The sequence below is a fragment of the Duffyella gerundensis genome (genome assembly GCF_001517405.1).
In the GTDB taxonomy this organism is placed as follows: domain Bacteria; phylum Pseudomonadota; class Gammaproteobacteria; order Enterobacterales; family Enterobacteriaceae; genus Duffyella; species Duffyella gerundensis.
The window spans coordinates 67,127-84,747 of the sequence record NZ_LN907829.1 but is presented as its reverse complement, the minus strand read 5'-3'; the positions used below and the strand labels follow the sequence as shown (position 1 = coordinate 84,747).

10 protein-coding genes and 2 pseudogenes are annotated in these 17,621 nt (G+C 46.3%); 7 read left to right on the top strand and 5 right to left on the bottom strand.

The window, feature by feature from the left end; genetic code table 11:
• Nucleotides 1-25: 25 nt before the first annotated feature.
• Nucleotides 26-781 carry a hypothetical protein gene (locus EM595_RS20195; protein ID WP_067437223.1) on the top strand — a complete coding sequence of 252 codons (756 nt, stop codon included), beginning with the start codon at nt 26-28 and terminating at the stop codon, nt 779-781.
• A gap of 1,784 nt (nt 782-2,565) precedes the next feature.
• Here EM595_RS20195 and EM595_RS20190 read toward each other — a convergent pair.
• Nucleotides 2,566-4,575 carry a hypothetical protein gene (locus tag EM595_RS20190; protein WP_157883958.1) on the bottom strand — a complete coding sequence of 670 codons (2,010 nt, stop codon included), beginning with the start codon at nt 4,573-4,575 and terminating at the stop codon, nt 2,566-2,568.
• A 507-nt stretch (nt 4,576-5,082) separates the two neighbouring features.
• On the opposite strand from EM595_RS20190, the pseudogene EM595_RS20985 reads away from it, so the two are divergent.
• Both EM595_RS20985 and EM595_RS21230 read left to right on the top strand, forming a co-directional pair.
• Nucleotides 5,083-5,934 (top strand): annotated as a pseudogene (locus EM595_RS20985) (IS3 family transposase); the annotation flags it as partial.
• A gap of 67 nt (nt 5,935-6,001) precedes the next feature.
• Nucleotides 6,002-7,107: pseudogene (locus EM595_RS21230) on the top strand (IS3 family transposase).
• Nucleotides 7,108-7,142: 35 nt separating this feature from the next.
• Here EM595_RS21230 and EM595_RS20160 read toward each other — a convergent pair.
• Nucleotides 7,143-7,934: a hypothetical protein gene (locus EM595_RS20160; RefSeq protein ID WP_067437215.1), complete on the bottom strand. Its 792-nt coding sequence runs from the start codon at nt 7,932-7,934 to the stop codon at nt 7,143-7,145.
• Nucleotides 7,935-8,782: 848 nt separating this feature from the next.
• Between EM595_RS20160 and parA the strand changes: the two genes are divergently transcribed.
• The 4 genes from parA (at nt 8,783) to EM595_RS20135 (ending at nt 14,903) form a co-directional block, all read left to right on the top strand.
• Nucleotides 8,783-9,403: a ParA family partition ATPase gene (gene parA / locus EM595_RS20155; protein WP_067437212.1), complete on the top strand. Its 621-nt coding sequence runs from the start codon at nt 8,783-8,785 to the stop codon at nt 9,401-9,403.
• A 94-nt stretch (nt 9,404-9,497) separates the two neighbouring features.
• Nucleotides 9,498-9,725: a plasmid partition protein ParG gene (locus EM595_RS20150; protein WP_067437204.1), complete on the top strand. Its 228-nt coding sequence runs from the start codon at nt 9,498-9,500 to the stop codon at nt 9,723-9,725.
• Nucleotides 9,726-11,811: 2,086 nt separating this feature from the next.
• Entirely contained in the window at nt 11,812-12,798 is a 987-nt protein-coding gene (locus EM595_RS20140; RefSeq protein WP_064740974.1) for a tyrosine-type recombinase/integrase, read from the top strand.
• Complete coding sequence (locus tag EM595_RS20135; RefSeq protein ID WP_067437198.1) at nt 12,798-14,903, top strand: tyrosine-type recombinase/integrase; 2,106 nt, start codon at nt 12,798-12,800, stop codon at nt 14,901-14,903. The genes EM595_RS20140 and EM595_RS20135 overlap by 1 nt, the downstream gene beginning before the upstream one ends.
• 149 nt (nt 14,904-15,052) lie before the next feature.
• On the opposite strand, the gene copM is transcribed toward EM595_RS20135, so the two are convergent.
• The 3 genes from copM to EM595_RS20120 form a co-directional block, all read right to left on the bottom strand.
• Nucleotides 15,053-15,403 (bottom strand): CopM family metallochaperone, encoded by a 351-nt coding sequence (gene copM / locus EM595_RS20130; protein ID WP_039389835.1) that lies wholly within the window; start codon nt 15,401-15,403, stop codon nt 15,053-15,055.
• Nucleotides 15,404-15,531: 128 nt separating this feature from the next.
• Complete coding sequence (locus tag EM595_RS20125; protein WP_067437195.1) at nt 15,532-16,941, bottom strand: heavy metal sensor histidine kinase; 1,410 nt, start codon at nt 16,939-16,941, stop codon at nt 15,532-15,534.
• Nucleotides 16,938-17,618 carry a heavy metal response regulator transcription factor gene (locus tag EM595_RS20120; RefSeq protein ID WP_067437192.1) on the bottom strand — a complete coding sequence of 227 codons (681 nt, stop codon included), beginning with the start codon at nt 17,616-17,618 and terminating at the stop codon, nt 16,938-16,940. Before EM595_RS20120 ends, EM595_RS20125 begins: the two co-directional genes overlap by 4 nt.
• Nucleotides 17,619-17,621: the final 3 nt, after the last annotated feature.

Below are 17,621 nucleotides of genomic sequence, written 5' to 3'. Positions count from 1 at the left end.
TTTGACCCCGGCGCAGGAACCTCGGGTGCCTGAACATTATAGTACATCTGATGTGGATATCGTACTTAACTTACAAGTGATCGCTGAAGGGGAAAATTATGCTTCTCTACACGATCAGCTGGTTGAAAGAGGCTTCAGAAAAAACTCTGATACAAACGCATGGCGCTGGGAGTTCCCTATTCAGAATGGTTCTCCTGTATTGGTAGAGTTTCTGCAAGGAAACAATGCTGGCAGAAAACCCGGCAGAGAAGTCCCAATTGACGGTGAGGCGGTCTCTGCTCTCGTGATCCCCTATGCTGAAGTATCATATGAATGGTACGCCGAGAAAGAGATCTCTGCGATGCTCTTTGGGGATAAGGGCCAGGGAGACGCAGGAATTGTTTTTGAAACCATACGGTTTGCGGATGAAGTTGCGTTCATATTGTTAAAAGCGATTTCGTTTCATAACCGCAACGAACCAAAGGACGCGGCCGATTTAATCCATGTGATGCGTTATGCCGGAGAACCTGAAGAAATTGCAGAGAAATTTCTTGATCGCATAAAAAGTGGGAAACATCGGACAGCCATCGAGAAGGGACTGAATGCACTGCAGAAATGCTTTGCTGAAGGTAATAACAACGTTGAAGGCTACCTGCTGACGGGCCCAGTGCGTTACGGGCAGTTCATGCATGGTACCGATGCAAATTTGGAAAATGAGAGACTGCAGGAGCAGCGCTTCGCCACCGCACTAGTAACCGAAGTTCTACATCTCATAGATGAAGGCCAAGATAAAGATCAATAAAGCAGATCGTGGGATCTGTTCCGCTGTTTCCCGGTATAGACAGAATGAATTATTCTGGTTAATAGCGGCTTCAGTACGACGTTGTGAGCGGGCTTATGCCCTCAGACCACAGCCGGCAAGCCCTAAAAGCTGCTTATGGCGGTGCGGCGGAGCGGGAGTATTTGCCGCTCGTAAGTTTTCTATTTGCGGTGGCCCTAAAACCGGAAAAAGGCCGGTTTATTGCCATAAAAAGCCATAGGGCCATAACAAGGAAAGCCTGCGATCATGCCATTAGTGAATTAAGGGTATAAAACACCTTGGTAATAGCTCTTCAAATTACAAATAACCCTCCTCCAGACTCATTGCATAAAAGCCACTGCAGAAGCTGTCATCAGTGCCATTGCAACAGTCTTAGATACCGCTCGATGAAATTTTCAACTGCTGCGACGCGGCCCCTATGCTACTCATACTCAGCTACACACAGGCTATCCCCAATTTCTGTGGATAACTGTTCAGCGGTTTGTGCAATGAGGCCGAAAAGTCACTTATTCTGGAGGGGATTCGAGGCTATATAAGAGGCTAGAGATGGTTCTTTTGTGACAACGTCACCTATTGGGGTCGAATCTGACTATAGTGTAGAGTTGGTATTGTCAATTTAGAGACACACGCACCCGCTTATGAACAGAGCAGATGCTCTGTCAGTAAATTATTAACACTTGGTCAAAAGTCATTCGAAAATAACCGTATTGCGCTATGTGAATTCTGAGCAATTAGCAGGGGTCTAGGTCGCCAGATTTCACGTAGCGCAACCATAAGAAATGCGTCGTTTTGGACCAGACACGTGATCTTCTGAACCAAATTTTACAGTTAAGCCCACTTTAAAGCAGCAAGAGCGTCTATCTTGATTATAACTTCATATAACACTAATTATATAAAGAAGTCAGTGGCTCAAAAGGAAAACGCGTCAGGTGCCTTATGCGTAAATCCGATCAGGAAACCGTGCTGTGAACGCTGAACTGCCTCTGGTCCTATAAGCAGCAGACAGTGAGAACGCCAGCGGGCTGCGGCCTGTTTTGGCGTATTCAGGCGTTAATTACGGTGCCCTCACAAAGGAAATGGGCGCCATGAAATTGCAAGAGCCACATCCACGGGTTAATGGTTCGAGACATGGCTGAAAGAACTATTTGCGGCATTCAGGGTTGAGCCATGAGACACCTTTCATAATACCGGCGAGCAGATTAATGGCAGCTATAAAATAGAGGGGGGAGATTTATTTTATGAAAGTCAAGTGTCACCAGACTATTACACCAGCTGCGGTTTTACACGTTTTTGAAGGCAAGCTGCGGCAAAAGGCTTCCTAGACACGTCGGGTAATTATCAGCTGGAGGGGATATTCGGAAGTCGGGCTTCAGGCGTTCAGCCGAGGGAACAGCATTAGTTGCGTAAGCGGAGCCGATCTGTAATACAGTCAGGCGGCCGCATTGCATTACGGGTAATGCTAAATGCAAAAATTCGCGAAACCTCCGCGTCAGGCAGCCACTTTGTAGCCTACCAAGAACTGTGTAAATTTAAATAGATATAATGAGTTAAATTTATATATACGCCATCTGGAAAAGAAATTCGAGAGAGTTGAGACATATTCTAGAAGAGGCTGCATTTGTAATGCAGGCGAGGTCAGTAAATGTAAGCGGTATCAATGACTCAGCATGAAAAAACACTCCAATTTATAATTATATCCATTTTTTGCAGATTTTATAAATGTGATGGGTCGTGGCGAATATTAATTTCGCCACGTCGGAGAATATTCAGTAATACTCAAAAGGTGTTAGGGGAAATAAATTGTATTTTTTGGAAATGCGATTACGGTATCTTGATCTAATCTTGCGTAGAACGTAACTTTGTATTTGTCTGAGCTTGAGATAACTCACCATGGGTATGACACCAACAATAAAGGATACATTCCCGAGAAGAGTATCTCCAGGCCTGTTGAAGGAAATTATTGCTGCTGCCAACACACATAATGGTAGCGTGTAGATAATAAACGATGAAACAAGAAACTCTGTCTTTGCAAAAAATTTGTATAACCAAAGAGATTTCTTGCGCGTATCAATTTGACTGTTGCGATTTTTTTGTATTTTTTCGAGAGTCTCCTGCTTTTTCTCTGATAGTTTTTTTTCAAGCGCCTCGTTCACCTTTGCTGATGCATCAAGCTGATGCTGGAGCGCTTGAATAGTATTTTTTCCCGCTTCAGCTTCCTTTGCCTTGAAGGTTAGTAGGGTGATGTTTCTTATTGAATCCTCGATAAAGTCATTATGTAAAAACTGGGTGCTTTCACCAATAATTTCAGATGTGAAATCTTCTGGCATGTAGAGTTTTGAACGGAGTTCAGACACGATTACTCCGGCGCTCTCCATACTAAGACTTCCTTGCTTAACTTTTTTCTGAAGATCCTTAAACGAATCCGCTATTTTATTCCCGGCTTCTGTAGACAAAATAACTTGGGCTTTCGCCACCACATTAAAGCTAAGCGGCGTTTTTTTTCTGCCGCCAAATCCCTTACTTAGCTTGAACCAGAGTCTTTCTGTCATGTAGTCAGTCGCAGAAGCATAAGGGGTCAGATTTCCCCCGGATTTAGTGGCCAAAAGGTAGGATATTTTCTTTGTAGCATTTGTTCCAGTGAGGAAAATGCAGCCACTTTGTTCCAGCCCACGATTATTAACCCCTCTGCGCAGATGATTTATTTTCGTGAATATTTCAAGCGTGTTTGTCACGTTTTCTTCGTCCAACTCAGGATATTTTGCCCTTATATAACTGACTTCACTGGTGCCTTCGACTATGTATCTGGGATCCGAGTAATAATCAGCATCCTCTTCAACCGTTATTTTTAGTTTTTTCAATTCTTCAATAAAAGTTACTTTCTTGAATAGCACATCAGTTGGATAATGACATCCATTTATTATTGCGGCCATAGCAGGTTTAGCGAGATGCGGTTGCCTTCCTTCTTCAATAGTTTTTTGCGCGGCATAGAAGAAACCCTCAAACTCTTTAAAAGTCTCTTGAAAATATTTAAGGGTAATCCTTACTCCTTTTGGAGTGTTATAATTTGCATCTGTAATTAACCCGTATAGTTCGTCGAATATTTTTTTTCTCAGTGTGCCGTTGAGGCCCAGCGCATCGAAGAGGATCTCCGTATCCAGAAATATTGTGAAGTTGTTACACCATGGTTCTGGGTTCGCAAGGTCGGAAGAATGGCATATGGCGGTATAGATAATAAACCCCTCTTCCACGCTGTTAATTTTCCGAGTAAAGCTCTCATCATCTGAGTTTTTTATAATAAATTCGCTTATGGCGATTTTATTATCGCAGTCTTTCAGCGCGCCTGTGAAATATAAATGAAAGTCAGAAGCAAGCTCATTGCGTAATTGCTCACTCAACACTTTTCCTGAGCGGGATTGAATATAATCAGTCAGGCGTCCGATAATAAAATCCTGTTCATCTTGGATTTCTCTGTAACTGGCTCCAAGACTGTCAGACTTGTCAAACTTGTCTGTCACATGATACTTTCCTTCCATCTGGGTCAGTAGTTGATGTCGCTTCATTCTTTTTCTCAAACATGTTTCAACAATAGCCTCGGGGATATTGAATCCAAAGTCCTCTTCAAGCTTATTAACACATTCTGAAACGTTAAACACCCACATTGAATTGATATTAATGGTGGAAGTTATAAACTTGGTTAACACATCATAAATATCAATGCGATTGTCATGTAGTTTGCGGAATAAAGCTGCTGAGGCTAGTATCTTATGATCTTGCATGTTACTTGTTGTAATCCTTAGCATAGGTCTCACCTCTTATACCGCATGATTGCTATATACAGGGTTGAGGGTAGGCAGAATCTGAAATTATATGCATTAATTTAGCTTCACAAATTTTTTTTGTCCAAAGTTATTTTAGAACTATCTATGAAAATTCATAAAATAAAGTTTAATGACAAAATTTATGTTTTCCCTGCTGCTAAGTTTAATTTCAGCTCCATTTATTAAAGTTAGTTACTGGCAATTTGAGTTATTCAAGGTTTTTCTTTCGCAAAATTTTATTCGAAAAGATTTTGGGTAATCGTTCTCACCTACTGTGGGCCTTTCCGTATTCCGCCAAAGTTGGAACACGCATAAGCTGGCGCAAAAAGTCTTACCCACTACCGCCTGAGCTTTCATCCCGTTAGACTGAGGAACAAAAGGAGGCTGGCTTGAAATTGAAATTGAATCGCCACGGGTTTAACAGATACCTCAGAGTCATTTAAGGTGGCTTAAAGAGAGGTGCTCATGAGCGGTAAGCGTTATCCAGAAGAGTTTAAAATTAAAGCAGTCAAACAGGTTGTTGATCGTGGTCATTCTGTTTCCAGCGTTGCAACACGTCTCGATATCACCACCCACACAGCCTTTACGCCTGGATAAAGAAGTACGGTCCGGATTCTTCCACTAATAAAGAACAGTCAGATGCTCAGGCCGGGATCCGCCGTCTCCAGAAAGAGCTGAAGCGGGTTACCGACGAACGGGACATATTAAAAAAAGCCGCGGCGTACTTCGCAAAGCTGTCCGACTGAGGTACGCCTTTATCCGTGACAACACCTGTTGCTGGCCTGTTCGCCTGCTCTGTCGGGTGCTGGATGTTCATCCCAGTGGCTTTTACGCCTGGCTTCAGCAGCCGCATTCACAACGCCATCAGGCAGACCTGAGATTGACAGGACAGATTAAACAGTTCTGGCTGGAATCGGGATGCGTCTGTGGTTATCGCAAGCTCCATCTGGACTTGCGGGACAGCGGGCAACAGTGCGGAGTCAACAGAGTCTGGCGACTGATGAAACGTGTCGGGATAAAGGCTCAGGTCGGATACGGAGCCCGCGGGCACGTAAAGGCGAGGCCAGTATCGTGTCGCCCAACAGGCTCCAGCGGCAGTTCAATCCGGATGCTCCGGATGAGCGTTGGGTAACGGACATAACCTACATCAGGACCCACGAAGGCTGGCTGTATCCTGCCGTGGTTGTTGATCTGTTCTCACGCAAAATTATCGGCTGGGCAATGCATTCCCGGATGACAAAGGACATTGTCCTGAACGCACTGCTGATGGCTGTATGGCGGCGTAATCCCCAAAAACAGGTGCTGGTTCACTCTGACCTGCTCCCCGTTGATTAATACACCGCGATGTTAGTAATGTCTTCATAAGCCACATGAGGACATCCCCATGAAGAAGCGTTTTTCCCACGAACAGATCATCAGTATTCTCCGCGAGGCTGAAGCCGGAGTTTCTGCCCGTGAGCTCTGCCGTAAGCACGCCATTTCCGACGCCGCGTTTATACCTGGCGTAAGAAGTATGGCGGCATGGAGGTGCCTGAGGTTAAGCGCCTGAAGTACCTTGAGGAAGAGAACGCCAGACTCAAGAAGCTGCTCGCCGAGGCCATGCTGGATAAGGAGGCGCTTCAGGTGGCTCTTGGGCGAAAGTACTTACGACAGACCAGAAGCGGGAAGTCGTGGTGTTGATGTGTGATGCGACCGGTCTGTCGCAACGTCGTGCCTGCAGACTCACAGGTTTGTCCCTGTCGACCAGCCACTATGACGCTCAGCGTCCAGCTGCTGATGCCCATTTATCAGGGCGCATTACTGAACTGGCACTGGAGCGCAGGCGTTTTGGCTACCGCCGCATATGCATACTGCGCCGTGAAGGGCTTCTGGTTAATCACAAGCGCGTGTACCGCCTTTATCATCTGAACGGGCTGGACGTTAAACGCAGACGTCGTCGTAAAGGGCTTGCAACAGAACGTCTGCCGCTGCTTTGACCAACCTGATCTGGTCGATGGATTTCGTCATGGACGCACTGGCCATCGGTCGCAAGAGCAAGTGCCTGATCTGTGTGGACGACTTCACGAAGGAGTGCCTGACTGTCACCGTCGCCTTTGGATTTCAGGCGTGCAAGTCACACGTATTCTGGCCAGCATTGCACTGTTTCGCGGCTATCCGGCGACGATAAGAAGTGACCAGGGGCCGGAGTTTACCTGTAGAGCCCTTGACCAGTGGGCCGTTGAGCATGGCGTGGAGCTGCGGCTTATTCAGCCCGGCAAGCCGACACAGAATGGATTTATTGAGAGCTTTAACGGACGTTTTCCCGATGAATGCCTGAATGAGCACTGGTTCAGCGATATCATTCACGCCAGAAAAATCATCAGTGAAAGACATCAGGATTATAAAGAGTGCCGCCCGCACTCCACGCTGAATTATCAGATGCCGTCTGAATTTGCGGCGGGCTGGAGAAAGGGTAATTCTGAGAGAGAAGGATACGATATTACTAACTGAGCGTTGTATCTAATCCTGGGGGCAGGTCAAAACGACTACTCAAAATCAGCCGGCTCCTGACAGTCTTTTGAAAGACTAGACCATAAAGCGGCGCTAGGATACTTCCAGTTGGCCATAAGCCAGTCATGTTGCAGACTGCCGTCTTTTTCAAAGATCGATTTACCATGAGCGAGTGGAAAACTGAAGTAATGTGGTTCATCGTTTGGCCCGTCGTATAAGGTAGCTTTGATGGCGGCATTCGGACCATAAAGCGCCGAGAACTTGCTATTTAATGACGCGATAAGATAGTGCTCTGCCACAGTATAAGGTGCTTCCGGAGTAGCAACAAAAACCTTGCTGAAAGGTGGTTGATCAAGCAAATCAGCTAAACCCGGCATAACAATCGCACTACTTATCATCACCCACTTAGTTTCACCCGGTGCGATACTGAGCGGTGTATTAGCGTTTTTATCAGAGGTAAGCGAACAGCGACCATACCAGCCTGCTCTACCGTTACGTGCGACATGACTACCAGTAACTGTCACACTAGCGGCCGTTATCATGGCAGTGATGTTGCTATAATTACGTACTTCCATAACCAAGAAGGCTTCGTCCCGCCCCTCATGAATATCTGGTCTGATACGGTAAGGTTTCAGCCTTGCTTTGATGACTACCAGATTCTCTTTTTTACTGCTCAGCCACTGTCTCATGTTGCTGATAGTGGCACCGATATCATTGAGATAACCACAAAGAACTGCAATTAAAACTAACATTCCGGTGGCTTTTGCTTTATGCGCTAAGAAGCCACGCCAAAGCACACGAATCAAATTTACAAGGTTGCGAAACATAACGACTCTTCAGTGGAATAAAGGTAAGAAATATCAATATACTCCCTATGATTAAAAGCAGCTTAGATCGCTTGATGCAGATAAAACCCTGCATACTCTAAAAAGTCAAAGGCATGCACAATATTTATGATTTTATCTCTACAGAGACCCTCACCTTACTATTTTCTTTAAAAATCAAAATTTTAATAAATTCTCCATTAAACTTTTTCATTTAGACTTATTTAAATTCTTGTGCATTTTTTGACCTGCGCCCAGCTGATTAGTATATCTCAGAGTCATTATCCTCAGCGAGGCTGAAGCCGAGTATCCGCCCTTGAATTTTGCTACCAAGGTGTACGAATCAACCGGCAGCAGGCAAAGGGGTTTAACAGTGGCGAATCCAAGAGGGTTAGCTACTAGGAGCGCCATCTATTTAGAGATGACCCTAGCAGAGTTGTCTGATGAATAAAATTTCTTCTGTAGTTAAGGCTGCCAAGATGATCTTTTCAATAATTCAATGTGTGTTGTAACTATATAAAGGAGGTTTACTGAGAACATGCCGCCCTATTCTTTCGGATCATCTCTGAATTTTGACAAACGTCGGCTTCAATGAAATGCTTCCGTCGGTTTGGCAAAGTCGAAATCACAATCTAAATGAAGCATGCACGCTTCTTTCTCATTAATTTCTTGAATCACACACGATCAATCAATAACACTCAAATGTGTATTTGAGCATGAATAATTAATTGAATTTTAAGTCATTTTTATATTATTAATACACATTTACTCAATTACTTTTTTACTCATTTACTCTTAAGTACTTTGTTGTGTATACTCAAATACACTTTTGCACAAAAAAGGTTTGTTTCATGAGAGTTATTTCTTTCCTTAACCCTAAGGGCGGCTCAGGCAAAACTACCGCGGTAATCAATGTAGCCACCTGTTTATCGCGTAAGGGGCTAAACGTAGCCGTGGTCGATACAGATCCACAGATGAGCCTGACAAACTGGAATGAATCAGGTAAAGCCCAGTTTGACGTATACACAGCGGCGTCAGAGAAAGATGTATATGAAGTTCGAAAAGGGCTCAAAGACTACGACTATGTGGTTATTGATGGTGCGGGTTCATTGTCAGTCATCACCTCCGCCGCGGTAATGGTCAGTGATTTAGTAATCATATCCGTGACGCCTAGTCCGTTAGATTTTTCTGCATCAGGAAGTGTTGTCACCGTTCTCGAAGCTCAGGCTTTCAATCGCCCTGTCGACGCTCGTTTCTTGATCAACCGTAAAGTTAATCAGGCAACTATGCTTCGCGTTTTGAAAGATAGCATCGCTAATACCGGCATTAAGGTATTCAAAACAGGCATAACGCAACGTCAGGTCTACGTAAAAACTATCCTTGATGGCGAAACCGTATTTGAGACTTCTGACAGTGGCGCAAAAGGTGAAATTGAAGTGCTTACCAATGAAATTCTGGCCACTTTTGAGTAAAAAATTTTTAGCTCAAATGTGTTTATACTCAAAAACACTATTACTCAATTGAGTATATGATATGATTGATTTTTACAATTAAGAGGAGTTCATTATGTCCCTCCAGAAAAAGCATGAAGCTAAAAAAATGATGGCATTTGGCGAGCATCGGGATGTGCAGAAGGTTTTAGAATCAAAACCGACCGGAAAAACAAAGCGTGTAAATGTGAACCTTGATGAAGAACTGCATACACGATTCAAATCTGTTTGCGCCCGCAAAGGCACATCAATTTCTAAGGTTCTGGAAGACCATATCCATGAATGGCTAAAAGTAAATGAGTAAATACTCATTTACTCATTTACACTTTTAAGTAAAGACACAAAGGAGTACATGCAAGCGTTATGAGAGATAAATAGTAAAAAGGACAACGAGTTACTAGAAATCATTATAAGAAAAATAGAGGATCACCTTGCATTTTCACATGCTTGAGCCTGAATACGTTATTTAGGTAATCGGTCTGTAACTAACATAAAAAATCCAGTCTATTTAACAGATCGATTGAAGGTGCGTTTTTAATAGTGCTTCTCACCCAATATTTCCACCCAACCTATTCCTCCGGTGCTATTCGCGTCCCTTGAAGCTTCTTTCGAAACAGCCGCTAACTTGTTCACTAATGTGTTGGGGTGATTCATCAGGTGGCAGCCACCTTTGAGCCTTTCTATATTTCCCTCCCCGAACAACAAACAGTCGTCTGTGTGAGCAAAAAAACGGCAGAAAATCATCTAATGTTTTGATAGTCATATTGCGCTGTTCCTGTTCTGTGCCGCCGGGTTTTCATCGGCGTCTTTCTCTGTTTAAAACAATATCAAGTATTGCGATACTGCCACATCCAATCACTACTATTAGCTAACAATTCTTTAGCTAACTTACTCCTTTACTCAAATGAGTAAATATTCTTTTGAGTAAACACATACGATTTTGCAAATGAAGCAAATTGATGTCAGCTATTCAAAAGTTGCGGCAATCTTCAAAATGCCGTACCCAAAGAGAAGAAGTGCATCGGATCAAGAGGCAGGCAATTTGTAGGCAATCAGCAATCAACTTTTATCAAAATTGACTGTTGGATTTTCACAAAATGAAGGTAGCAGGGGCGTTGCTTATTGATACTCCGCAGGAAAAATTAATGACTTCAAAGCGCAACCATGAGATTACTCAAATACACATTTACACCTAAACTCATAAACACAAATGTGTTAGCCAGATGAATTACGTCATTCACTTCTGCAACCAACCATGGTGAATAGCCCATAGCTTCTGGAAGCATTATCCAACATCAAGCAGAAAGAGGAGTTAGAGCTGAGGGCTAGAGATACAAGCGGAAGGGCTCAGCAATAAAAAGAAGTTCACTAATGGCGAGCGTATCAAATTGCCCATTGAGACGTTAAGCCTATCAATAGGTCGACTAACGTATTGAGTAAGCGAAGCTTTAAGTGATTTACGATAGCACCAGAAATAACGCTCACATAAGAAATTTGACCGATCTCCTTAGCCGAAGATACACGAGCTAACCTTTGCAATACCATCGGCGCACATAGCGGCACAAGACTGCCCACTTCACTGCCTAGCATATCGCTCGGTGGATTTACCGAAGCTATGTCCCGACAAATACTCAATCAGCTCAAAGATTCTCTCATGATTAGCTTCAGAAGGCCTGCTGCCAGTCATGGAAACAAGCTTAAGCCAACCATCGCTAGCCGTGATTGCTTCAACAATCTTTCTGGTTTCTCCAAGTAATAATTCAGCCTCTTGTGCCCGGCATGAGTAAGAATGTTCTTTCCGCGATAACGTCGGTCAAAGTCATAATCTTAAAACGATTATAATCAGTACCTACCACACCCGTTTTTCTGTATGTCATTCGATCACAACATGGAAATTTCGTTCAACAAGAACACCCTGCTGTTGGGCATCCTGTATGCCGCACCGAGCGAGCCCGCATCATTCTTAATCATTACTATTGAGCCGTTAAATGTCTGAGTGGGCTTCGCGAAAGCACCGCCGTAAAGTGCTACAAACGAGCTGTAAAGCATTCTGCCATGATTAACTATCTTCCCGGCCCAAACCAGCCCATAGCGCTCTTACAATGGTTATGTGAGCAGTGAGAGGCTTTAGCTATGGATGCTTACTATGGGAAAACGGTGGTCGCACTGGCTCTTATAGCCGGAGTTGAAAATTGCGAACTGAGTATGTGCTCCTTTGGCATTCTAAAAAACCTAACTCAAAGGTCTTTAGGGAGTCAGGGGCAATCGTAGATGCAGAGGCGTATGCAAATATGTTTATAAACTGGAAAATGGCATAAAGTAAGTTAAGTGGAATGCAACATTGACTGGGTAAACTTTGAGTAGCAATGCTGCTGTCAGAGGTAAACACAATGATGATTCCACCAAATGAGGACGTTCTGGTACTGGCGGAGCGCTGGCTGAAACTGCTGTCCGACCTGGGCAGGGCTCAGGCCACACTCTCCGCCTACCGCAGTGCCCTCAGCCATTATTTTGCGTTCTGCAGCCAGAACAGCATTGAACCTGAAAAGGCCCGGTTTGAAGACCTGGCCGCCTACATCAGCCCTCAGCTACCCGGCATGCCTTTTCCCGCGGCCAGCGCCACGCTCCAGCTGCGCCTTTCTGCGATCCGTCTCTGGTATGACTTTCTGGTTTATCAGGATATCTGCAGTCTCAACCCGTTACCCCGTTCGGGTTTGCCGGGGAGCGCTTATACGGGACGCGGTCTGGTTCCCCGTATCACACGTCTGCCCGTTATTCCTGATGATGAGCAATGGCTCAGATTCCTGATGCATGTCTCTGCCGCCTCCCTGCGTGACAGATTGATGCTAGCCCTGGCGTATTACGGTGCGCTTCGTCGCGCAGAAGTAGCCTCCCTCATGCTTGAAGATATTGATCCTGCTCATCGTCTGATTCGTGTTCGCGCCGAAACGACGAAAAACAGGCGGGAAAGGATAGTCTGCTACAGTTCCGCCGTAACACCGGTGCTGGCAAATCATTTCCGGCAGTTACGGCTCGCGGGTTACCGAGAAGGTGCATTGTTTCGCTCGGCTTCTGATCGTAACCACGGTGCCCCCCTGTCTTTCTGGAACTGGAGTAAAACCGTCCGGAAATGGGCACTTGATGCCGGCCTTCCACAAATCACCACACATACCTTCCGCCATCTTCGTCTGACGCACCTGGCACGCTTTGGATGGAAACTCCATGAACTAGCCGCATACGCAGGACACCGCGATCCGCGTACTACCCAGATTTACATCCATCTTTCAGGTTCTGATTTGGCTGGTCGGATGGCCGCTGCAGTAGCTGAAATTGATCGAAAAGTTGCCGGCCTTATTTTTCAGACGGAGACTCGCTGATGAAAGAAGAAATAATCATGTGTACTTATAGCCCCTTTGAACGTGCAGATTATCAGCTGAATGATGTGCTCACTGCTGAAGAACGGGCAGCGCTAAGTACAGGCCATCGCAGATCAGCCGCTCTCGAACAGCCGGATTCTTTGTCATTGTTACTGATGCCTTTGCAGGATATTGCCACTCGCAGTGGAACCAGTGACAGGCTGATCAGAATCATAATTCTTTCCGTTCTGGCAGAAACACACCGGACAGGGAAACCCTGCTGGCAGTGGCCGCAGGAAAAATGGATTTATCTGTTACAGCAGCATGAATCAGGCAGGCCGCTGCTTGCAGCTTTTGCCTTTCATCTTGGCCCATTTTCTTCTCCGTTCAGTTTGCCGCATCAGGGCGCGCCGTCGCTGTATGCCCGAGCCATTTTTGGACAGAACATTTTCAGTCAGGAGCTCAGCCGTCTGACTGAAGCTCTGGTTTCGCTTGGGTATAAAAGTCAGAACCAGAAAAATGCTCTGTCAGCCATACTCGGCGTACTGATGCTGATGAATAAAAATCCTCAACTTGAAAGCTTTACGATCGATCTGCTGTGGCGGGCACAGAATTATCACGATCGGGGAATAGCAAAAACAGCTGGCAGGGTTTCACACGCACTTGCCGCAATGGGCATCATAAAAAATTCTGTGCGTATGCGGAATTATAAAGAATGGCATGAAAAACCCACGCAAGGTATCGCGGCAGACTGGGTCAGGTGGTGCCGGAAATGGAGGCATACGTCAGTGCTTCGCCCCCGATCGCGGGAGAACCAGTACAGTTTTATTCTCCGCTGTGGGCTGTGGCTTGCCCGTGAATATCCGGATATTCACGAACCGGCCGACTGGACAATGGAAACCTGTGCCAGCTTTATTGCGGCAGTTGGACGAATGAAGGTGGGCGAGCTGTCACTGGGCACTGAAGGAGGTGCCCGGCAATCTGCCCGGATAGGTGAGCCCTTGCTGCCGAATTCCCGTAGTGGATTTGTTTATGCGGTTCGCCGTTTCATGATCGATTATGAAAACTGGGGCTGGGGGCGACTGAAATTCAGTCCGGCACGACATCTCTCTACGCCTGGCACTCCACTGTTCCGTCAGAGTGTAAATCCCCGCGTCATTGATGATCCGGTCTGGCTGAAGCTGATCTGGGCAAGCCTCAATCTGCGCCATGAAGATCTCCTGAGTGACATTCACTATCCTCTGTCCATGTTGCAGGCGATGGCCGTTATCTGGACACATGCCGGGCTGCGCCAGAACGAGTTAATGCGTCTTACTGCTGGCTGCATCACTCTGCAGGCGGATGATATCAGGCGGGAGGATGGCAACATCATTCCGGCAGGAACGCTTTGCTACCTCAGCGTACCGGCAGGAAAAACGTCTAAAGCCTTTGTAAAACCTATCTCTGCCGTCGTGAAAAAGTACGTTGATATCTGGCTCAGCGAACGTCCACAGGAACAGGCAGCTCTTACGGATGAGCGTACCGGTGAAAAAGTCCGCTTCCTGTTTCAGTTTCGGGGCAAACCTGTCGGCAGGGATGTCATAAACCGGACTGTCATCCCGGTTCTCTGTGCCAGAGCGGGTGTGCCTGCGCAAGACAGCCGGGGGCCAATTACCAGCCATCGGGGGCGCGCTTCAGCAGTTACAGCCCTGGCCAGTGTCCCACAGGGCATGACTTTGTATGAGCTGATGCAGTGGTCAGGTCATTCTACGCCTCAGTCCACCATGCATTATATTCGTATACGTCCTACCCAGCTGGCTGCGTCTTTTGTGAAGGCGGACCGGGTGGCGCATATGATGAGCGTGCTAATCGATCATGATCCGGAGGCTGTCAGCCTGACCGGACCGGCAACCTATTACGATTTAGGGGATTCTTTCTGTACGAACCCATTCTGGAGCAGCTGCCCTCACCGTATGGCCTGTATCGGGTGCGATTTTAACCTACCTAAAGAAAGCGCCAGAGGCCTGCTGCTGGAAAGTAAGGCTTCAGTGAAGCGTTATCTGGAGGAAGTTCCTCTGACTGCTGACGAGCAAGAAATTGTCGTTAACGATATGGAAAAACTGGATTATGCATTGAAAAAACAGTAAGGCACCCTGTTTCGCCCCGGAGAAGCATTTTGCCTGAATGGACCCGGGGCGAAGGTTCAGACAGGTTATATTACTTTCTCATTAAAGATTCCCAGAGGTCCTCCGCCAGAAACCTGCTTTACGTTAACAGACCCCAAAGCGGAAGATGATTATTTTTTCAGCCACGTTTCCATATGCTCAATTTCACCTTTTTGCGCTTTGATAATGTCCTCTGCCATCTTCTTCATTTCCGGATCTTTCCCGTATTTCAGTTCCGTTTCGGCCATGGCAATAGCCCCTTTGTGGTGCTCAATCATGCCCCTGGCAAACGCTCTGTCAGCATCCTGCTCCTTCATGGCATTCATCATGCCGCTGTGCATCTTTTGCATACCAGACATGTACTCTTTTGAAGCCGGGGACATATTCATATCCTGGGACATCTTTGAATCCGGCTGCTGTGCTATAACGGCAGCCGGCAGGGCAAAAATCAGTGAAGCAAAAACAAATTGCGTTTTTTTCATAACGTCACTCCTTCATGTATTGGATTCAGACTTCAGATTTTCCCGATATCCTTTAATGTGCCGGGAAACCTATTACTGATACTAAGGCAGTACAAGACCATGAAAATTGCCGACCTGCCGGTAAAACGTTAAAACACCTCCCGGGGAGCCGGCATCATTGCCGTGAACGTAATTACATTATCGTTCATGGAAACCTGCAGATCGCCCTCATGAGCCAGTAAAACAGAACGGGTGATGGACAGCCCCAGCCCGGCACCGTCCGTATTATGCTGACGGGAAGCGTCGCCCCGGTAAAAGCGGTCAAAAAGCCGGTTCAGACTATCCCGGTTGATATTTTCTGTGGGGTTAGAGATATGTATAAAAACCCTGCCGGCGTGGTGTTCAGCCAGCACATTAATAGCTGATCCCGGTAATGAATATTTTATGGCGTTAGTTATCAGATTACTCATTGCACGACGCAGCATCAGGCGATCGCCTCTGACAACTGCCTCCCCCTGCAGAGAAAGCGTTTTACCGCTGTCACCGGCAAGCGGTTCAAAAAAATCGAGGAGCTCTTCCAGCTCTGCGTTTAACGAAACGTCCTGTTTCTCCAGAGGCATCAGCCCGTTTTCAGATTTAGCCAGGAAAAGCATATCACTGCTCATTCTGGCGAGCCGGCTCAGCTCTTCCAGATTTGAAAAAAGTACCTCACGGTAACTTTCGGCATCACGTTCACGGGACAGCGCAACCTGAGTCTGCATCATCAGATTACTGACAGGGGTACGCAGTTCATGCGCGATATCCGAAGAGAACTCAGACAGACGACAGAATGAATCTTCCAGCCGTTCAAGCATGCTGTTAATTTCAGCTACTGTTACCTTTAGTTCGGCTGGCAGATTATGGCCAGGGAGACGTTTGCTCAGGCTGTTAATCGTAATTGCTGAGGCAAGCCGGTTTATTTCATTCAGAGGCCTGAGTCCCATCCGGGTGACGAGCCATCCCAGAAAAACGGAGATAAATATCAGGGCGACATTAAACCAGACCAGCCATCTTTTAAGCTGACCGATAAACTCATCATGAAGGCTGGTATCATAGGCGGCCGTAATCAGTACATCGTTTAGTTTTCCTGCGCTCTTAGCATTAATTTTTCTGACCATAACGTTATAACGCCAGCTATCTTCCTCTACCGTCTGCATAATACCCGGACGGGTAGCTTCGTCGCTAAAGCGCTCATAAGGCACCAAAAAACCGGGTGATGAATAGTCGGCCAGCATCTGGTTATCGGTTGTTTTAACGGAAAGATAAAGTCCGCTGTGACCAACCATGGCATCCGAAAGCTTTCGTGCAAGCGATGCGCTGTCGAGCTTTCCGGCGTGCACCTCGCCCTCAAGAAGCTCTGTGGCAAGTTCAAGCTTTCCGGTCAGCAATGTGGCATCCTGATGACGAAAATAACTGCTGAGGGCGGCTACAAGCAGCACACTCGAAAGAAGCCAGACGGACATCATCACGCCGGCAAAGATTATGCTCAGTCGTGATGTCAGGGACCAGTTACGCTTCACTCTTCCCGTATCTCCAGCACATATCCGATACCCCGTACCGTGTGAATAAGCTTTGGTGTAAAGTCATCATCCACCTTACTGCGAAGTCGTCTGACGGCCACATCAATCACATTGGTATCGCTTTCAAAATTGATATTCCAGACCAGAGATGAAAGCAGGCTCCTTGGCAGCACCTCTCCGGTCTGCTGTAACAGTAGCTCAAGCAGCACAAATTCTTTAGCAGACAAGTGTATCTTTTTGCCGGAACGGCTCACACTCCGGCGGGTGACATCCATAACCAAATCAGCAATGCGGTGCGTACCGGACGTTTGCGTACGGTTGCGTCTGAGCAGGGTGCGGATACGCGCCAGGAGCTCGGCAAAATCAAAGGGTTTGAGCAGATAGTCATCCGCGCCAAGATCGAGACCTTTAATCTTTTCACTGACGTTATCCCGGGCAGTCAGAAACAGCACGGGCTCTTCGTGCCGGGCCATACGCATCTGCTGAAGAATATCCCAGCCGTCCATTGAGGGCAGCATTACATCCAGAATAATGAGATCATAATGCTGTCGCAGGATATGCTCCAGTCCCTGACGCCCGTCGTTTACAAGGGTTACATCATATCCCGCTTCCAGAAGCCCCTGTTTCAGGTAGGTACCGGTTTTCAGTTCATCCTCAACGATCAGCATAGTGGTCATGGG

Bases quoted from the DNA above. Each gene is read 5' to 3' on its own strand.
- EM595_RS20190 (WP_157883958.1), bottom strand. From the start codon at position 4,575: ATGCAAGATCATAAGATACTAGCCTCAGCAGCTTTATTCCGCAAACTA.
- EM595_RS20160 (WP_067437215.1), bottom strand. From the start codon at position 7,934: ATGTTTCGCAACCTTGTAAATTTGATTCGTGTGCTTTGGCGTGGCTTC.
- parA (WP_067437212.1), top strand. From the start codon at position 8,783: ATGAGAGTTATTTCTTTCCTTAACCCTAAGGGCGGCTCAGGCAAAACT.
- EM595_RS20150 (WP_067437204.1), top strand. From the start codon at position 9,498: ATGTCCCTCCAGAAAAAGCATGAAGCTAAAAAAATGATGGCATTTGGC.
- EM595_RS20140 (WP_064740974.1), top strand. From the start codon at position 11,812: ATGATGATTCCACCAAATGAGGACGTTCTGGTACTGGCGGAGCGCTGG.
- EM595_RS20135 (WP_067437198.1), top strand. From the start codon at position 12,798: ATGAAAGAAGAAATAATCATGTGTACTTATAGCCCCTTTGAACGTGCA.
- copM (WP_039389835.1), bottom strand. From the start codon at position 15,403: ATGAAAAAAACGCAATTTGTTTTTGCTTCACTGATTTTTGCCCTGCCG.
- EM595_RS20120 (WP_067437192.1), bottom strand. From the start codon at position 17,618: ATGACCACTATGCTGATCGTTGAGGATGAACTGAAAACCGGTACCTAC.